Raw genomic sequence first — 19,008 nt, 5'->3', positions numbered from 1 at the left:
AAATCGGAAAAAAACATGGAAGGTGAAAATGGTTCTGGTCTTGATCCATCTACTGAAATTTCGGATCAACAATTGGACTATTTGGGTATAACCGATAGGAATCACCTTAGCGCCGCCTCCAAAAGAGCGCTACAGTGGCCACAGGATCTGGGTAATGACTGGTTTATAGAATTCAGTGATTTACAACCTTTAAAGGGAGATTTAGCCTATGAGGAAGGAGTGGTTAGGCGCGATCCCAGTGCTATGATCAAGGTAGATGGTAAATATTATGTTTGGTACTCTAAAAGTACCGGGCCTACCCAAGGTTTTGGTGGTGATATAGAAAATGATAAAGTGTTTCCCTGGGATCGCTGTGATATATGGTATGCTACTTCCGAGGATGGTTGGACATGGAAAGAGGAGGGCTTGGCCGTTCCTAGAGGGGACAAGGGAGAGTATGACGACCGTTCGGTGTTTACAGTAGAAATTATGGAGCATGAAGGCATGTACTATTTGTGTTATCAGACTGTAAAATCGCCTTATAATGTTCGGGTAAAAAACCAGGTGGGACTGGCTTGGTCCAATTCCCCCAATGGTCCTTGGACAAAAAGTAAAGAACCTATTTTAAGTCCTGCGGATAATGGTATTTGGAAAGGGGAGGAGCAAAACCGTTTCCTGGTTGAAAAGAAAGGCGATTTCGACAGCCACAAAGTACACGATCCATGTATTTTACCATATAAGGGAAAATTCTATCTGTATTACAAGGGAGAACAAATGGGTGAAGAAATCACCTTTGGAGGAAGACAAATTCGCCATGGCGTCGCCATTGCCGATAATCCAAAAGGGCCGTATATAAAGTCACCCTACAACCCAATAAGCAATAGCGGTCACGAAATCTGCGTTTGGCCCTATAACGGAGGTATAGCGGCTTTGATTACGACCGATGGTCCGGAGAAGAACACCATACAATGGGCTCCCGATGGTATCAACTTCGACATAAAGGCCTCGATAAAGGGAGCCCCTCATGCCATAGGACTTAACCGTACTGCCGATAATGAAAAAGAACCTACTGAAATTCTGAGATGGGGACTTTCACATATTTACAATAATGGAGATTATCAAAGCATCATGCGCTTTTCATCGGAAAGAAAAACTTCCCATACAGCCAAAGGTGAAACGAAATAAAATTAGAAAGCAATTTAAATGAAAGCAACAGTTTACAAAGGAAACAAGACCTTCTCTGTAATTGAAAAGGAAATAGAACAGCCTGTAAAGGGTGAAGTAAGAATAAAAGTAGCCTATTCCGGAGTATGTGGGACGGATGTGCATATTTATCATGGCATGATGGATAAAAGGGTGAAAATGCCCTTGACTATTGGGCATGAGATGTCCGGGACCATAGATGCCATTGGTGAAGGCGTAACCGGATATTCAATGGGCGATAAGGTAGTAGTTCGTCCTTTGGACGATAGAGGAGTCAAGCCCAGTGATAAGGGATTTAACCATATTTGTGAAGATCTGAAATTCATTGGTATAGATAGCCCAGGTTCCATGCAGCAATATTGGAATGTCCCGGCTTTTACCCTGCACAAATTGAAGTCGGAAACCGATTTAAAATTGGCCGCTTTGGTGGAACCATTATCCGTTGCTGTACACGATGTGCGCATGAGCGGACTACAGGCCGGGGAAACTGCTGTGGTACTTGGAGGAGGCCCTATAGGCCTTTTGGTGGCCATGGTAGCTAAGGAGGCCGGTGCACAGGTAATAGTATCCGAAGTAAATGAAAAGCGTATAGCCAAAGCCAAAGAACTTGGATTAAATGCAGTAAACCCTACCAAGTTGGATCTTATAGAATATGTAAAGGAACAAACCGAAGGCCGGCGTGCAGATGTAGTTTTCGAAGTAGCCGGAGTACAGCCGGCATTGGATGTAATGACGGAGGTTGCAGGTATTAGGGGCAGAATTGTTATGGTGGCCATACACGGTCAGAAAAAGGAGATAGACCTATTTAAGTTCTTTTGGAAGGAATTGAAATTAATAGGGGCCAGGGTCTATGAAAAGGAAGATTATGAAAAGGCAATTACTCTGGTAACTGCCAATAAATTGCCTTTTACGCAGATGATAACAGACGTACAACCACTAAGTAACATTCAAAAAGTTTTTGAAGGCATAGATAACAATCCGGATGGAATGAAAGTATTAATGAACTGTCAGTTATAAAATTCAACACAGCGCATTGCTGTCCATAACAATGTCAAGATAACATCCTGAATACCTAATTACAATGAAAAGAATCACATTTTTGCCCTTAATACTGCTTATGGGGTGTTTCGCATGCTCGGAAAAGAAGCCTAGTATAAAAGAAGGGACTACGGAAATACCAGTTGCCGTAAACGAAGACCTCGTTAAGGTTTTGGGTATTTCGAACAAGGACAGCCTAAGCGCAGCTTCCAAAAGAGCTATTGAGATGCGCTATGATAAGGGTGTTGAATGGTGGACAAAATTTAGGCAACAGGATATAAAAGGTGTTTTTGAATTTGAGGATGGGGTTATTCGAAGAGATCCCAGTGCCGTTATTTTGGTAGATGGTACCTATTACACTTATTATACCAAGAGCATTGGAAAGAGCCATGGCTTTCATACGGGAGACCCTACCAAAAAAGTTTTTCCCTGGGACCTTTCCGAAGTTTGGTGCGCCAGCTCCACGGACGGAATTACTTGGAAGGATGAAGGTTTGGCTGTTGGGAGAGGTCCTGAGGGATCTTATGACGACCGGGCCGTTTTTACACCGGAAGTATTGGCCCATAACGGCAAGTATTACCTAGTATATCAGGTAGTTAAAGCTCCATATGCCAATAGAGTGAAAAATAAGGTGGGAATGGCTATTGCTGATTCACCTTTGGGACCTTGGAAAAAATTGGATGCCCCTATATTGGAACCGGCAGATAATGGTAAATGGTTGGGAGAGGAAGACAATAGGTTCAAAGTAGTGGAAAAGGGTGATTTTGATAGCCAAAAAGTCCATGATCCCTGTTTGCTGTTCTACAGGAACAAATTTTACCTTTATTACAAAGGAGAGCGAATGGGCGAGGAACATTATCTAGGTGGAAGGGAAATTAAATGGGGTGTTGCCATAGCCGATAAGCCGGAAGGACCTTATAAAAAGTCGCCATATAACCCCATTACGAATAGCGGACATGAAGTTTGTGTTTGGCCATATCAAGGAGGAATATCTGCCATGTTAACATCGGACGGACCGGAAAATAATACAATACAATGGTCCCCAGATGGAATTAATTTTGAAATAAAATCGCACATCGGTGGTCGGACCAAACCTCCACATGCAGCAGGACTTACAAGATTTCTCGATACGGAGAAAAGTCCAACTGCTGCCTTGGAATGGGGTCTTTGTTTTGATCATAAAAATGGTTGGGATTATATTAAGCGCTTCGAAGCTTACATAGAGTACGCAAAATAGCCAATATAAATTATTGAATACTAGAATCAAACTACAATAAAACTGTAATGAGCATATTGAACAAATTTAGCCTTGAAGGCAAGACCGCTTTGGTCACAGGATGTAAACGTGGAATAGGAAAGGCAATGGCCATAGGACTGGCCGAAGCAGGCGCTGACATCATTGGTGTTAGTGCCACTCTGGAAAAATCTGGAAGTGCGGTCGAAAGGGCGGTAAGGGCCGTTGGACGAAATTTTAAAGGGTACAGCTGCGACCTAGGCGACAGAGAATCCCTTTATGCCTTTATCAAAGAGGTAAAATCCGATTTTCCTATAATTGATATTCTAATAAACAATGCTGGAACAATTTTACGGGCTCCTGCTGTGGAGCATTCGGATGAGTATTGGGATAAAGTAATAGAGGTTAACCAAACCGCACAATTCATACTTACACGTGAAATAGGAAAAGAGATGGTAGACAGAGGTTCAGGAAAGATCGTGTTTACCGCTTCGCTACTAACGTTTCAAGGAGGAATTACAGTGCCAGGATATGCTGCCAGTAAAGGCGCTATTGGACAAATGACCATGGCTTTTGCCAATGAATGGGCTGCCAAAGGTGTCAATGTAAATGCCATTGCACCTGGTTATATCAGCACGGACAATACCGAGGCACTACGTAATGATCCCGACCGCTCTGCCTCTATACTTGCAAGAATACCGGCAGGAAGATGGGGTAACCCCGAAGATTTTGCAGGCCCCGTTGTCTTTTTGTGCTCGGAAGCCGCTTCTTATATGAACGGAAGTGTATTATTGGTAGATGGTGGCTGGATGGGGCGCTAAAAAAAACATTGATAGATTACGGTGGACCAAATAATCAAGTCAGTAGGTAAGGGCATTATAGTTTTTATGCAGGCCAGTATTGTATAGGTTCCATAAATACCAACTGTGCAGGACAAAATCAATATAGCTCTAATATTGGACGATGATGCGAGTTATGTTGAATTTGGCTTTCCGTACAGCAAAGAATTTAGGACACCCCATTTGGAAGAGTTGGCCAACCTATCCGGACAAGGTTAGGGAAATGTATAAAATGCTCTTCAATTGGGAATTAACGCTAGAGAGACCGCTCTGGCAATTGGAACGAAAATATGAAGGACTTGCCGCAGAACGTATGGACAGTTCTAGAAAAGTAAAATCAGAAAAAATAATAAAAAATGTCAAAAATTAAGGAATACCAGTTGTTTATTGACGGAAAATGGGTCACCTCCACTTCTGGAGAAACCATAGATATAGTAAGCCCATCAACGGAAGAGGTAATTGCCAGGGTACAAAACGGAACGGTGGAGGAGGCAGAGCAAGCCTTGAAAGCGGCCGAAAAAGCACAAAAATCCTGGAAAAAACTTCCTGCCCGTAGCCGCGCTGAACTGTTGTACAAATTGGCCGATGAAATAAAGGCCGATGCCGAATTTCTGGCAGAACTTTTGGTCAAGGAACAGGGCAAATTGTTAAAAGTGGCCAGAATGGAAGTAGCCGTTACGGCCTCCTTTATAGAATATGCCTGTGAGGGAGCTAGAAGGATAGAAGGGGATATTGTTCCATCCGATAATGCCAACGAGCAAATATGGATACAAAAGGTACCTAGAGGGGTAGTTGTCGCCATTACCGCATGGAACTTTCCCTTGGCCTTGGCAGGACGTAAATTAGGACCGGCCCTTGTGGCCGGAAATACCATTGTACTTAAACCAACCTCGGAAACTCCTTTGGCAACACTGGAATTGGGGAATCTTGCCCAAAAAGTGGGCATACCCAATGGAGTAATCAATATTCTTACAGGTCCGGGAAGAGCTATGGGAAATGCTTTGGTAGGAAGTCCTATTACCAAAATGGTAACCATGACCGGGTCCACCCCGGTAGGCCAACAAATTGCACGAAATGCAGCTCAAAACCTGACCCATGTACAATTGGAATTGGGAGGGAAAGCCCCTTTTATAGTTTTTGAAGACGCCGATATAGATGCCGCGGTAGACGCAGCCCTTCATTCCCGTTTTGATAACTGTGGCCAAGTTTGTACCTGTAATGAACGCATGTATGTTCATGAAGGTATTTATGACCGGTTTATGGATAAGTTCATTGCCAAGACAAAGGCCTTGAAGGTGGGCGATCCTATGCTTGATGATACGGATATGGGGCCTAAGGTAAACAAGTCCGAATTGGAACATATGGAACATCTGGTAAGTGTAAGTGTAAAGGAAGGAGCCACTATAGCCACTGGGGGAAAACGCCTCACCGAAGGAGAATTTTCCAAGGGGTATTGGTTTGAACCTACTGTGCTTACGGGGGTTACCCAAAATATGACCATTGTGCACGAAGAGTCTTTCGGGCCTATTCTGCCAGTATTAAAGTTCAAGACATTTGAAGAAGTAATTGGCTATGCCAACGATTGCGAATATGGTCTAGCGGCCATGGTATTTACCAATGACATGAATACCATTATGAAGTGCAATGACGAACTGGAATACGGGGAGATATATGTAAATCGCGGTCATGGCGAGCAGCACCAAGGCTTCCATAACGGCTATAAGCTTAGTGGTTCCGGAGGAGAGGATGGTAAGTACGGATTTGAGCAATATTTGGAGAAAAAGACATTTTACATAAGACATAAAGCATAATGGAAGCAAAGATTAAAAATATAGATTGCAAGCTTTTCAAGGTGGCACTTCCCGAGGTGATGAACGATGCCAAACACGGGGACCATACGCATTTTGAACTAGTGACCACAACAATAACCTTGGACGACGGAACTCATGGAACGGGTTATACCTATACCGGAGGTAAGGGGGGGCACGCCATTAAGGCAATGGTAGAGCACGATTTGGCACCGGCTTTGATCGGTAGGATCGGCTCGGATATAGACGGTATCTACGATTTTATGGAATGGCATATCCATTATGTAGGTCGCGGGGGCATTGCATCCTTTGCCATTTCTACCATAGACATTGCACTATGGGATATTAAATGTAAAAGAGCAGGAAAGCCGCTTTGGAAAATGGCCGGTGGTGCCGGAAATACCTGTAAGGCCTATTGTGGTGGTATAGATCTGCAATTTCCTATAGAGAAGCTCCTCAAGAACATGCAGGGGTATTTGGACAGGGGGTTTAATGCCGTAAAGATCAAAATAGGTAGGGAGAATCTCGAGGAAGATCTGGAACGCATCAAGGCGGTACGGGAATTTATTGGTCCGGATATTACTTTTATGGTAGATGCCAATTATTCCATGACGGTGGAAAAAGCGATTAAGGCCATAGAGGGCTTTAAACAATACAATATTCATTGGTTCGAGGAACCCATAATTCCTGATAATTACTTCGGATATGCCGAAATTGTGGAAAGTACTGGTTTCCCTTTGGCCATGGGAGAAAATTTACATACCATCCATGAATTTGAATACGCCATGGAACAATCGGAATTGTCATTTATTCAACCCGATGCTTCCAACTGCGGTGGGGTTACGGGCTGGCTCAAAGCGGCTCGATTGGCCGATAAATATGATATACCGGCCTGTTCGCACGGGATGCAGGAGCTGCATGTAAGTTTGGTTTCCGCCCAGCCTAATTCTGGATGGCTGGAAGTGCACAGTTTTCCTATAGACGAATATACCACCAGACCATTGGTAGTTGAAAATTACAGGGCGGTTGCACCAAATGTCCCAGGAATTGGTGTTGAATTCGATTGGAAAAAACTAGGACCGTATAAGCAGAATTAAATATAGGACCAATAATTATAAAAACATAGGTTGAATTGAATCTGTTATACTCAAATGTTCCACGAATGATGACCTCTGGACATTATCCGGGTATTATGATCAAGGTGAGAAGCACCTCTTGGTGATGGATGAAAAGACCATGATTAAGTGGAACGCAAGTAGCAATGTTTTGGCAAATTGTGAAACTAATGGAAAGACATTGATTTTATGAAATCGGATTCAATTTTTATGGGACTTTTATTTTTGTTCCTAATTGGTTGTAATAAAGATGGAAATACTGATGAAAAAATTCATTTTGGCGATGTAATCATCAACACCCAAGAGGAGTTGGAATCCTTTGGGGAAAATGAATATGTTCAAATCGAAGGAAACCTTACCTTGGAAGGGATCGAGGACAATTCTCAGATTACCGACCTTAGTCCGTTACTTTCATTAGAGTCGATTAAAGGTGGCTTATCTATTGAACACACTTCCATTACCACCTTAAAGGGCTTGAACAACCTTGTAACCGTGGGAAATTTAGCGTTTTCTGAAAATCAGAAACTGAGCAGCTTAGTTGATCTAAAAAACTTGACATCAATAAATGGGGATTTTGCTCTAACGCGGAATCATTCCTTAACAAGTTTGCAAGGTCTTGCCAATCTTTCGCTAATAAGCGAAGGAATTTGGTTTCAATCAAATCATGGGCTTCAAAGTTTGGCAGGAATGGAAAAGCCCATTACAATAACTCGGCTATTATTATTCGAGAATATTGCACTCAAAAACCTGGCTGGGCTGAGCAATATATCTTTTGTGGAGAACGCCTCTATCCAAATTACCGGGCATTGGGAGATCGACAATTTGGATGGTTTAAAAAACTTTAACAAACCCGGTCAATTTTATATAACGGACAATAAGGCTTTGACCAATGTTGGTGGTTTCGAAAACCTAACCAATGCCGGTTACGTTGTAATTGAAGATAATGATGTTCTTGAAAATCTTGATGGATTTACAAATCTTATGGAAATTGATTCACTTTATCTCTCGTATAATCCTAAACTAAAAGACCTTGATGATTTTTCAACATTAAGTTCGGCGAAAGTTGTCGAAATAGAGAAGAATGATGAACTGTCTAATTTTTGCGGATTGAGGCCCCTTTTAAGTAGTTCGAATTGTTTGATAAAGGTTGAAGGTAATTTGTATAATCCAATACGGCAAGAAATAATTGATGGTGAATGTAACCAGTAAATCCAACTGTTATATGGAGTCGCATTTGTAGAAAACTGGGATTGATCCTGATTAGGTTGTACCAGTCCTTTTTAAGGGATATAGGACCAAACTCACCGAGCGGTTGATTCCGGTTACCTTGGAACCGGAGTTGTTTTTTTGGAAATACATCGGCCCTAACAGGAATAAAAATATAAAAAATGAGCACATTAAAAAGTTATTTTGGAGAAATTGAAGACGGGATTATTGAGCTTTTTACGCTTAAGAATGATAATGGCGTTGAAGTTAAAATCATGAATTATGGGGCAACAATTACCTCTATTCAAATTCCGGACAAAGATGGTGTAAAAACAGAAATTGCCTGTGGTTTTGATACCCTGGAAAGTTATTTCTCCGAGGCGTACAAAGCCAACTCACCCTATTTTGGGGGTACCGTAGGGCGTTATTGTTCACAAATCAAGGATGCCAAGTTTACTTTGAACGGAGTGGATTACAAGTTGGCGCAGAACGCAGGCAATAACAATCTCCACGGCGGTATCAAAGGATTCGACAAGAAAATATGGTCGACCGGGCCTTTTAAGGAGAATGGTTCGGTGGGAGTTTCCATGAACTTGTTGTCCAAAGATATGGAAGAAGGTTTTCCCGGGAATGTTAAGGTAAAAGTCAATTTCACATTGACCAAAGACAATGCACTGAAAATTGAATACTATGCAACTACTGATGCAGATACCCCGTTCACAATAACCAACCACACTTATTTCAATCTAACGGGGTTTTCCAATACTGTAGAAGGGCATTCGGTACAGCTGTTCTCTGATAAAAAACAGGTTTGGGACGAAACAGGGGCAGCAACGGGAGCCAATACCGCTTTAGCAGGAGAACCCGATGATTTGAGGTCCGCCCAAGAGATTGGCCATGTACACAAGGCTATGGGTGGTGGATTTGAGCACTTTTATCTTTTCGAAGAGAAAGGCTTTAAACTGGACAAGGTAGCCGAAATACATGAACCTATAAGCGGCCGTTCCTTGGAAATATCGACTTCGGAACCGGGAATGCTTTTATACACCGGGAAATATACCTCAGATGCCCTAAAACGGGAAAATGGACTTCAATATGGGAAATACCGCGGATTCTGTTGTGAAACGCACCGTTATCCCAACGGTCCCAATATCCCGAATTCACCTAAAAGTATTTTGAAAAAAGGAGAGAATTATGAAAGTACGACCATTTTCAAATTCAATTGGTAAAAACATAGAATATTAAACAACCTAAATATTAAATTATGACCGAAGGAGTATTATTGGCAGTTTTTGCCGGATTAATGTTGGGCCTATACGCCCTTCCCGAGAAATTTACCAAGGGATTCAAATATGAGAACACTTGGAGCCTTTTCTTTTTATTGACCATGTTCGTGGTACCCATAATTGCTTCAATTGGCCTGATAGATGGTTTTTCCGAAATTTTTGCTAACATGCCCATGGATATTTGGATTAAAATGGGACTTACCAGCTTCCTTTGGGGCATAGGGGTCATGATGTGGAGCAAGGCCATAAACCATATTGGACTTTCCTTGGGTTTTTCCATTTTCATTGGAACTATAATATTGGTAGGTTCCTTGCTGCCCTTTATAGAAGACGGACTGCCTCCTGCAGATGTACTCACTTTTATAATGGTAGGTATCCTTATTGTGCTTTTGGGTGTAATATTAAACGGTAGGGCTGGACTCCTGCGTGAAAAGAATGAAGCGGAACACCAAAATGGTGAAGTATTGTCGGGTAAAGGATCTATGACTACCGGTATTATGATCGCCGTTGTTGGAGGGCTGCTTGCAACTGGATTCAGTTATGCCAATGCTGTGGGCAGACCTTATTTACATGAGGCCAGTACAGCCCAGGGTAACGCGGATTGGATAACGGCAGTGGCCGTTATGTTCCCTATTTTTATCAGTGGGGGTGTTGTAATGACCGCTTATTTTCTATGGCAGTTGAACGCCAAAAAAGCCTGGGGGGAATTTAAGACTCCTGCATTCGGAAAAAATGTATTGCTTATCCTTATCATGGCGGTGTTCCATTATGCGGCATCGGCTCTTTTTGCCTATGCAGCTTTTAAATTGGGCGCCTCCGGAAATACGGTAGGCTATGCTATTTTTAATACGGCATCGGTGGCCACGGCCATAGTTAGCGGTATTGTTACCAAGGAGTGGATAAGTGCCTCCCCAAAGGCGCGCAATATGTTATATGGAGGTCTTGGTTGTATGATTGTAGGAATCGTGGTCGTGGCCTATGCCAATGGCTTGGGATAAACTAAGGCTTTTATATACTCGAAACACTTTTTTTAGAGTAATGAAACCTTCGGTGTTTATTATACTTATATTGAATTGCTAAATTAAAATGACATAACCATCACTTATGAAATCGATTAAATCTATCCTACTCCTGAGCAGTTTATTAGTATTTTTTGTTCAAGGAACCGTAATGGCACAAAAAGTATCTGGGGAACTAAAAAAATGGCACAAGTTAAGTCTGGAATTCGAAGGGCCCAATACCTCAGAATCCGCGGAGGAAAATCCTTTTTTGAATTATCGGTTGAACGTAGTTTTTAAGCACGCTACTACGGGAAAAGCTTACCTAATACCGGGATATTATGCAGCCGATGGCGATGCAGGGAACACGGGGAGTACAACAGGCAATATTTGGAAGGTTCATTTTGCTCCTGATGAAACTGGGGAGTGGAGCTATGAGGTCGATTTTAAAAAGGGAAAATGGGCTGCCGTACGTACTTCTGGGAAATTGGAAAGTGCTGCCTTTATGGATGGGGCATCGGGTAAGTTTACTATTGCCCAATCCGATAAATCGGGGAGGGATTTTAGGAGCAAAGGTAGATTGGATTATGTTGGCGAACGCTATCTTAAATTTGCCGGAACGGGAGAATACTTTTTAAAATGCGGATCCGATGCCCCGGAAAACCTATTGGCCTATGATCAGTTTGATGGTACCTTCAAAAACGACGGTCATAAAGACGAGCTTGTTAAGACCTGGGAGGCGCATCGCCAGGATTGGAAGGAGGGAGACCCTACATGGAATAACGGAAAAGGGAAGGAGTTGATAGGAGCTATCAATTACCTGGCTTCAAAGGGAATGAATGCATTTTCCTTTCTTACCATGAATATTGCAGGTGATGATCAAAACGTATTTCCCTATGTGGATTATGATACCTATGATCGTTTCGATACCTCTAAGCTTGATCAATGGGAAGTGCTTTTTGAGCATGCCGATAAATTGGGAATGTTTCTTCATTTTAAGACCCTGGAACACGAAAATCAAGGCTTATTGGATAATGGCGGAACAGGGCTATATACCAAATTGTACTATCGTGAACTTGTTGCTCGTTTTGGTCATCATTTGGCCCTGAATTGGAACTTGGCAGAGGAAACAGGCGACTGGACCGTTACGCCTCCCACTTTTCCAATTGATGTTGCGGAACGTTTACGTTTGGCCGAATACATTTCCAGTATCGATCAGTACAAACATCATATTGTAATCCATAATGGCGATTGGTTTGATGGTCTCTATGGAACTAATTCCAAGTTCACGGGAGCTTCCCTACAGACCAATAAGGAAGATTTTAGAAATGTGCACAAATCAGTCTTGAGAATTTTGAACGATTCCAAGGAGGCGGGGAAAATTTGGGCCGTGGCCTGCGATGAACCTGGCGATGCCCAACATGCACTTATTACCGATGCCGAAGATCCACAGCATAATGATGCCAGAAAGAATGGTCTATGGGGTGCTATGATGGCCGGGGCCTGGGGTACGGAATGGTATTTTGGTTACAAACATCCACACTCCGACCTAAGTTGTCAGGATTTTAGATCTAGAGATCTTTTCTGGGACCAGGGTCGATGGTGCTTGGAATTTTTTAATAACAACCAAATTCCGGTTTGGGAAATGGAATCCATGGATGCCCTTATTTCCTCTGAAGGCGACTATGTTTTGGCAAAGCCAGGGAGCATTTATGTAGTCTATCTCAAAAACGGAGGGGAATCCAGTTTGGATTTGGGCAATGACAAAGTAGCATACGAACTGCAATGGTACAATCCAAGAAAGGGCGGTGCCTTACAGAAAGGAAAGGTCAAGACCATCTCAGGGAGCGGTAAAAAGTCCTTGGGCATGCCACCAAAAGAAAAAGACCAGGACTGGGTGGTCTTGGTCTCTAAAAGCTAATAATAGCCCCAGAATAATCACTGGGGTTTATTTTTCTACAAATTCCATCAATCCAAATCTATTGGCTTGGTGTACGTTTTTGGAAATATCATAAATAGGGAAAATTGTGGAGGTAGATCTTCTGTCGCCCTCGGCATCATTTCGGTCTTGACGGATGGCCAAGAAAGCCCATTTATTGCCATTGCTTACAGGGACTATTTCTCCCAAGGCGCTAAATACGGCAAGGGGGATTTTAAACTCCATGGTCCAACCTTTATCAATATCGGAATTGTCGTTTATGGTACCATCAACGGTAACTTCAACCTCAAAATCGGGGTTAAACGTTTTAAGTACGGCATCCTTCCCGTCAAAGAAACCGTTGAAATAAATAAAGTCGTTCGAAGCCTTGAAGAGGTTAAGTTCAAATCCAAAGTGCGTATCCAAACTATCGGCAGCGGGAATAATGAATATCTCGGCACAATCGTCAAAATACGGCTGCCCGTCCCTTGCGGTTTCACGGGCAGTGATGTATTTGTCCTTACACTCAAAAAAAGCATAAAGGTTTTGGTCGTCCCAAAGCATTCTATAAGTGGTTTCTTGGGCGTCGTCCTCTTTTTCAACTTTATAGAAATAATCAATTTTTCTAGCTTCCGTTTTTTGCCAGATTTCCTCATTCATTTTTCCATCCACGGTAATAGGTCCCTGGGTTTTGTTAACCTTAAAAATGGGTTGTTCCCCCAGGGAAAGTTTTTTTTCGGATTGGGCGGTACCCAAAGTACTTCCCATCAAAAGGGATGTTATAGCGACGAATTTCCCGGTTCCTTTCAAACTGAATGCCATAAACCTTATTCTTTTGTCATTATTTGTGCCCAGAGATTGTTCTTATAGGTTTCCAGTGCGGTTTCCAATAGTTTTTTGGCTTCGTCCTCTTGTCCCAAACCTTTATTGCCAAGGGCTTCCAAATAATACGAGTTGGAGATGGCCTTGCTGTTCCCCACAGAACCTTCTTCTACGGCAATCAACGAATTGTCCGATCCCTTTTCCCGTTGTTCCTTACCTATGGCAATTAGATTTTTGAACAATTCATTGGCTGTATCCGTATTGCCCAACTTTTCATTGGCCTTGCCCTGAAAATAAAGTAGGTCGTCCATACCCCTTCCGTTTTTGGAATTGGCACTTTTCTGGTAGCTGAGTTTGGCGTCCTTGGAATTGTTCATTTTTTCATAGGCCAAGCCCATATAATAATAGATCAAGGCATTTTTTTCGTCATCGGAGGGTTTGCCCACTTCCAAATTTTCGGGATATTGCAATGCGGCTTCCAAATGGGTGATTGCATCTTCATATTTTCCTTCATTGATTAGCTGAATGGATTTTAGGGTGTGTGCATCCACATACCTCCAATAGATAGATCGGCCACCTTCCCATGTTCTAAAATGGTGGGTGTTGAGCAGGTTTATGGCCTCGTCGTACTCTCCGTTCAAATTATAGAGATGTACCAAGGTCTTGGGTGCGGCAACATCTTTTTTTACGATATCTATATTGTTGCGCAAAATCTCCAAATTCTTTCTAAAATCTGCCGTGGAGGCATCGTAATATTGCGAAAGTTCGGCATACCAAAGTGGAATGTCGTTCTTCTCTCCAATAGCCTTGGTTAAATTTTCTATGGCCTTATCTACGTCCTTTTCATGGTAGAAAGCACCAAAAGCCAGGTTGCGCCAAATCATAGGGATACTATTGTCTATAGCTGCGGCCTTCTCCCATGCATTTATGGCGTCTCCGGGACGATTGTCGTACAACAGGTTGCCCATTAGGTAATAGGCACCAACGTTTTGCGGGTCCAGGGCTATGGCATTGTCCAACACTTCTTCAGTTTCCTTGCGGTAGGGAAAGGAATAATCCAAGGAAGTATTTTTAGCCTTTAATAGCATATCCTTGGCTTTGGCCTGATCCCCCGCTTGGGTATGGAACCATGCCAAATAGTAATAGGTTAATGGATTTGTTGGATTTTTCAGGGAGGATAATAAGGCAATGCCATCGTCCAAAATTCCTGCATTCAGGTAATTGGTAGCTATTTCCAAGTAGTTATTGTCTACCTCCTGCATATTCTTGTGCCATTGATCCAACATAGCATTGCCTTCCAATAGTCCCTTTTCATACAGGGCAGCAAAATCAATGGGATCATAGGCCAATAGTTCAGATATCAATTCCTTGGCTTTTTCGGGCTTGTCCAGTTTGCGCAGTATGGCACTGTACAAAACAACGATCCTACCATCCCTATTGTTGGTGGAATAGGCATTATTGATGTAATCCAAGGCTTTTTCAAAATTCCCTTTTTTGGTTTCCATCTGTGCCAATTGGTAGTTGCCTGCAGAATACCACTGATAGTACCAAGTAGCTCGCCCAAAATTTTGATAGGCCTCCTCGATTTGGCCCAATTTTAGTTGGTTCAGGGCCATATAATAATATATTTCCCCTTCCTTGGGCTGATAATATTTTATCTTCAATTTGTCGGCCGCGTTCTTAAGGTATTGCAGGGCCTCTTCATATTTTAACTGATTTGTCCGGCGCATGCCCATGGCCAGATTTACCCTGTAATCATCGGGCGACATTTTAAGGGCGGCCAAATAATAGTCATCAGGGTTCATTCCCGGTCTATTGAATTGCTCCACAAACCTACCAGTGAGATACAAATCATCTACGGATTTCAATTCTTCCGGTTTTTTAACCTTTTCCTGTTCTTTTGGCAATGCCGGATTTTTGGGTTTGTATGGGGTATAGGCTATCAATTCCTTGCCATCACTATCCATCAACGAAACCTGAAGTTGGTATTCATCCAAGGCCTTTCTGGATTTGTAGGTGGAAGTAAAAGGATGGGCGGGATCTATATCAATAGTGTTTTCTGCTACTATCTCGTTATTGTATTTTAGTATCGCCTTGGCATTCTTGTATGCCCTGGTAGTGTTAAATCCGTAAAAAGCAGTTTTAGGATTCCGCATTTGTAGGGTTAGGGATGCATCGATGTTCGAATTTTTAACTACCTCCAAATCGCGCAGGGGATACCAATAATTTTTGGCATCCTTCACAGAATGCGGTGCAATCCAGCTGTAATCCGGTTGATTATTGGAAAAGGTACCGGTCATCAGCTCCACATAGGCTTTGCCATCATCGGTAAGTTTACGTCTTGCATTTTGACCTTGTAATCCGGGACCGAACTGCCATAATTTGGATGTTTTGTTAATGTTGGGGTCCCCTACATGTACCGTCCCGGCATTTTGGCCGTAATCATATCCACCTATAAAACCATCTTTGGCATCCCAAAAGAAGAAGGAAACCGGATCTGGGTGATTTTTCCACCAGGTTAGATCCACACCCTTGGTATAGTCCACCCCCTTGTACACCTGATGGGAAATAGGCCATTCGGTAAAACTGGAGTTGTTGTGGAATACTCCTATTTCTTGGCTTGGAGGCCAAAAAGTTCTGAAATCGTCGTTGGCGGTGATGGCCACATTGGCCCAGAAAAGAAATTTCTGGGTAACCGTATTGGTATTGCTTATGCGGTAGTCGGTTTCAATAAAGGAACGACCAGGACGTAGGGTAATCCCTATTACACCGCGCATACCCATGGTTTTTTCCGTTTCACCTACCCAAACAGTGGCGCTACCATCCTCATTTTCTACAAGACGGTAGTCACTTGGCAGCATGGTAGTGGATCTGTGGTGATGCGGGAAACACCATTCTATGCCTCCCGAGACCCAGGCGCCCAAGGTGCCTATCAGGTCAGGTTTTATAACACTGTTGGTATGGAAAAGCTCGTGGCCGTTGGTCTTGTCTATGGCCGAAAACAACCTTCCGCCAAAGGCAGGAAGTATTTTTACCCTTAGGTATTCGTTTTCCAAATATACCATGTCGTAGGTCTCTGGGGTAAGCACCTTATTGCCCAAATCTTCCTGTGATGGATAGGGGTATATATGGCCCTCGGCCCCTTGTACCCCTCTACCCGTATAGAAAATGGGACTTGTTTCTTCCTTTCCTATTTTGTAGGTGGGGATGGTTTCTTGGCCTTCGTAAACTTTTACTTGGGCCGAAAGCCCCGAAATGCAGAGAAACCCCAGAAAAAATGGTATTAATGTCCAGCCAATTCCAAGTTTTTTGTTTTTCATTTTCTTAACTATTTAGTTGTTATTAATTTAATGATTTTAATCTGTTTCAGAAAGATTATTCATTTGGTTATATGCCGAACTCGCCCGCTATCCCTAATGGGGTTTACCTAAAGGAATAAGTATTGATTTAGCTTCTCAAAACCGAATACATCCTTTGGAATAAATCCAGAGGGTGGACTTTTGTTGAACTGTATAAACTTATCAATAATAGCTTTAAACGTCATTGACAAATGGTTAATAGTGTGCAACGTATGGTCAGAGCAATAGGACTATAAGTAAAACTAGGCTTATTGTTTACTTTTGAATTTTTATTGGGATTATATTGGATGATTATTGGAGCACGGAATATATTGCTTATGAAAACTACCTAAGACTTTACCATTGCATCTTGGTTTATTTTGCTTTTAAGCCTACAAGATCAATATTTTACTCCTAGAAACATTGTATTTTTAAATAGTTGGTTGTATCTAATTAGTCTTTAAATGATGGCTAATGAATTTCAATATTATGTATTCGTTAAACTTAAATTTATTTAATTGATCATCTCCATTACTTATTAATGAAATGGTTCAATATAGCCAAAATACTTTTTAAGGATATTGTATTGTAAAAAGGATTATTTAGATAATTAATTGTGCTTTAATTTATGCATCGGAGATTTGCCGATGTAGACCTACCAGGAATTATTTGATGTCCTCGGATACCACCTTCTCCAAAATGGACTTGTTTCAGGTAATTACTGATTTTGTGGAGCTTATGGAGATAAGGAAAACCTACTCGTAAATGCTGATCAACAGTGTATTACCTTTATTGGATAGAGACTTTTTGTTAGCAAGTTTGCTTTTTTGATTTTGAGAAACGTGTCCATAATCCTTAGCAAAAATTGAGGAATGGAGTGTTAAACCACGAAATGCATGATTTGTTGTAACAATGGAAAAGCTAGGTCTTAGACAAATGCTAGAACTGTTTTTTTTTTTTTTATTTAGATCACAATTAGTCAAGTATTATCGGTAACCTTTTCGTTTAAAGTAGACTCCCTGATATTTAGCTCACCATTAAGGATAATCGTTTCGGGCTGTTCAGGTCCTTTATCTATAAGTTTCAAAAGAAGTTCAGCTGTCTTTTTTCCCATTTCAAAAGTTGGCTGTTTAACGCTGCTTAATTGAGGAGTATTTAATTCTGCCATTTGGGTTTCTGTAAAGCCCATTACGGCTATATCTTCAGGCACTCGTAATCCATTACTTTTAAGTCTTTTAATTACCCCGAAGGCCATAAGGTCGTTAAAACAGAAAAAGGCGTCAGGAAGGTCATTTTTATAAATTAAATCTTCCACAATGGCTATACCATGCTTGGCCATCAATCCACCTTCTATGACCTTATAATTCTCCTTGGGAATTTTATGTTTGTCCATGGCCTTCAAAAATCCTTGGATTCGATCATTGGAAACGCTTAAATTTTTATACCCGGAAAGGTGATATATTTTTTTGTATTGTTGACGAATGAGGTGTTCGGTAGCAAAGAAACTCCACTTTTTATTGTCGAACAGTACTTTTGAGGCTGGTAGGGATTCCTCTACACGCCCCATGAAGACTATGGGGTATCCCTTTTGGTATTGCTTTAAATAAAAATTCATATTGTTGCTTTCCATAGTTGGAGCTATGATTAAGCCATCGACCATGTTGTTGATCAATGTTTTGACATTGGCAAGTTCTTGATCCGCATTTTCATCGGATTGCATAATTAGAACTTGGTAACCGTGGGATATAAAAACTTCCTGTATTCCAATAATGATTTCCGAATAGTATTCATTGACAAATTCGGGCACCACAATACCAATGTTAAAGGTTTTCTTTTGGCTGAGTTTTTGGGCTATGGGATTGGGGTGATAGCCCATTTCTTCTGCAGTTTTTAGAATAAGTTCCTTGGTCTCTTTTTTGATGTCGTACTTGTCATTGAATGCCCTGGAAACAGAGGAAATGGAAACATTTAATCTCTTGGCGACGTCTTTAATCGTGGTGTGTTTCATTATTCAATGTTGTTAAATCTTTAAAAAATTTACATTGGAAAGCCAGGGAGAACATTCCCAATTCAATAATTAAGGGGTATATCTGTTGCAATACTTGTAATTTTTTGATAAAGATATTTTTGATTTCCCAAAATTACTTAAAAAAATTCCAATTTCGGAAACGCTTCCGAAAATTTAAACCGTTTTCGGAAACGTTTCCGATGATTTTTTTTAGTG

The 19,008-nt window shown here is 41.6% G+C and carries 14 protein-coding genes; 11 read left to right on the top strand and 3 right to left on the bottom strand.

Annotation, left to right across the window (positions count from 1 at the left end; translation table 11 throughout):
• Positions 1-15: 15 nt before the first annotated feature.
• The 11 genes from BUA60_RS18235 (at position 16) to BUA60_RS18185 (ending at position 12,627) form a co-directional block, all read left to right on the top strand.
• The gene (locus BUA60_RS18235; protein WP_245802588.1) at positions 16-1,164 is read left to right on the top strand and encodes a glycoside hydrolase family 117 protein; all 1,149 of its coding nucleotides are present in this window, start codon (positions 16-18) and stop codon (positions 1,162-1,164) included.
• Positions 1,165-1,182: 18 nt separating this feature from the next.
• Positions 1,183-2,199 carry a zinc-dependent alcohol dehydrogenase gene (locus tag BUA60_RS18230; protein WP_072864234.1) on the top strand — a complete coding sequence of 339 codons (1,017 nt, stop codon included), beginning with the start codon at positions 1,183-1,185 and terminating at the stop codon, positions 2,197-2,199.
• A 64-nt stretch (positions 2,200-2,263) separates the two neighbouring features.
• Positions 2,264-3,457 (top strand): glycoside hydrolase family 117 protein, encoded by a 1,194-nt coding sequence (locus tag BUA60_RS18225; RefSeq protein WP_072864232.1) that lies wholly within the window; start codon positions 2,264-2,266, stop codon positions 3,455-3,457.
• 53 nt (positions 3,458-3,510) lie between these two features.
• Complete coding sequence (locus BUA60_RS18220; RefSeq protein ID WP_178347032.1) at positions 3,511-4,275, top strand: SDR family oxidoreductase; 765 nt, start codon at positions 3,511-3,513, stop codon at positions 4,273-4,275.
• Positions 4,276-4,417: 142 nt separating this feature from the next.
• Positions 4,418-4,663 (top strand): hypothetical protein, encoded by a 246-nt coding sequence (locus BUA60_RS18215; RefSeq protein WP_143153228.1) that lies wholly within the window; start codon positions 4,418-4,420, stop codon positions 4,661-4,663.
• Positions 4,650-6,104: an aldehyde dehydrogenase gene (gene aldA / locus BUA60_RS18210; protein ID WP_072864227.1), complete on the top strand. Its 1,455-nt coding sequence runs from the start codon at positions 4,650-4,652 to the stop codon at positions 6,102-6,104. The genes BUA60_RS18215 and aldA overlap by 14 nt, the downstream gene beginning before the upstream one ends.
• Positions 6,104-7,198 carry a mandelate racemase/muconate lactonizing enzyme family protein gene (locus BUA60_RS18205; RefSeq protein WP_072864225.1) on the top strand — a complete coding sequence of 365 codons (1,095 nt, stop codon included), beginning with the start codon at positions 6,104-6,106 and terminating at the stop codon, positions 7,196-7,198. The genes aldA and BUA60_RS18205 overlap by 1 nt, the downstream gene beginning before the upstream one ends.
• A gap of 207 nt (positions 7,199-7,405) precedes the next feature.
• On the top strand, positions 7,406-8,425 hold the full coding sequence (locus tag BUA60_RS23510; RefSeq protein ID WP_072864224.1) for a hypothetical protein: 1,020 nt from the start codon (positions 7,406-7,408) through the stop codon (positions 8,423-8,425).
• 179 nt (positions 8,426-8,604) lie between these two features.
• Positions 8,605-9,651, top strand: a complete 1,047-nt coding sequence (locus tag BUA60_RS18195) for an aldose epimerase family protein (RefSeq protein WP_072864222.1) — start codon at positions 8,605-8,607, stop codon at positions 9,649-9,651.
• Positions 9,652-9,686: 35 nt separating this feature from the next.
• Positions 9,687-10,706: an L-rhamnose/proton symporter RhaT gene (locus BUA60_RS18190; RefSeq protein ID WP_072864220.1), complete on the top strand. Its 1,020-nt coding sequence runs from the start codon at positions 9,687-9,689 to the stop codon at positions 10,704-10,706.
• Positions 10,707-10,812: 106 nt separating this feature from the next.
• Positions 10,813-12,627 (top strand): DUF5060 domain-containing protein, encoded by a 1,815-nt coding sequence (locus BUA60_RS18185; RefSeq protein ID WP_072864219.1) that lies wholly within the window; start codon positions 10,813-10,815, stop codon positions 12,625-12,627.
• A 27-nt stretch (positions 12,628-12,654) separates the two neighbouring features.
• On the opposite strand, the gene BUA60_RS18180 is transcribed toward BUA60_RS18185, so the two are convergent.
• The 3 genes from BUA60_RS18180 to BUA60_RS18170 form a co-directional block, all read right to left on the bottom strand.
• Positions 12,655-13,446, bottom strand: coding sequence for a carbohydrate-binding family 9-like protein (locus tag BUA60_RS18180; protein WP_072864217.1), 792 nt, complete (start codon positions 13,444-13,446; stop codon positions 12,655-12,657).
• Between the two features lie 5 nt (positions 13,447-13,451).
• Entirely contained in the window at positions 13,452-16,766 is a 3,315-nt protein-coding gene (locus tag BUA60_RS18175; protein WP_072864215.1) for a DUF5107 domain-containing protein, read from the bottom strand.
• Between the two features lie 997 nt (positions 16,767-17,763).
• The gene (locus BUA60_RS18170; protein ID WP_084532677.1) at positions 17,764-18,792 is read right to left on the bottom strand and encodes a LacI family DNA-binding transcriptional regulator; all 1,029 of its coding nucleotides are present in this window, start codon (positions 18,790-18,792) and stop codon (positions 17,764-17,766) included.
• Between the last annotated feature and the right edge of the window lie 216 nt (positions 18,793-19,008).

The organism is Arenibacter palladensis (assembly GCF_900129275.1).
GTDB classification, from domain to species: domain Bacteria; phylum Bacteroidota; class Bacteroidia; order Flavobacteriales; family Flavobacteriaceae; genus Arenibacter; species Arenibacter palladensis.
The sequence above is the reverse complement of the archived record's forward strand: the minus strand, read 5'-3'. Positions and strand labels throughout refer to the sequence as shown.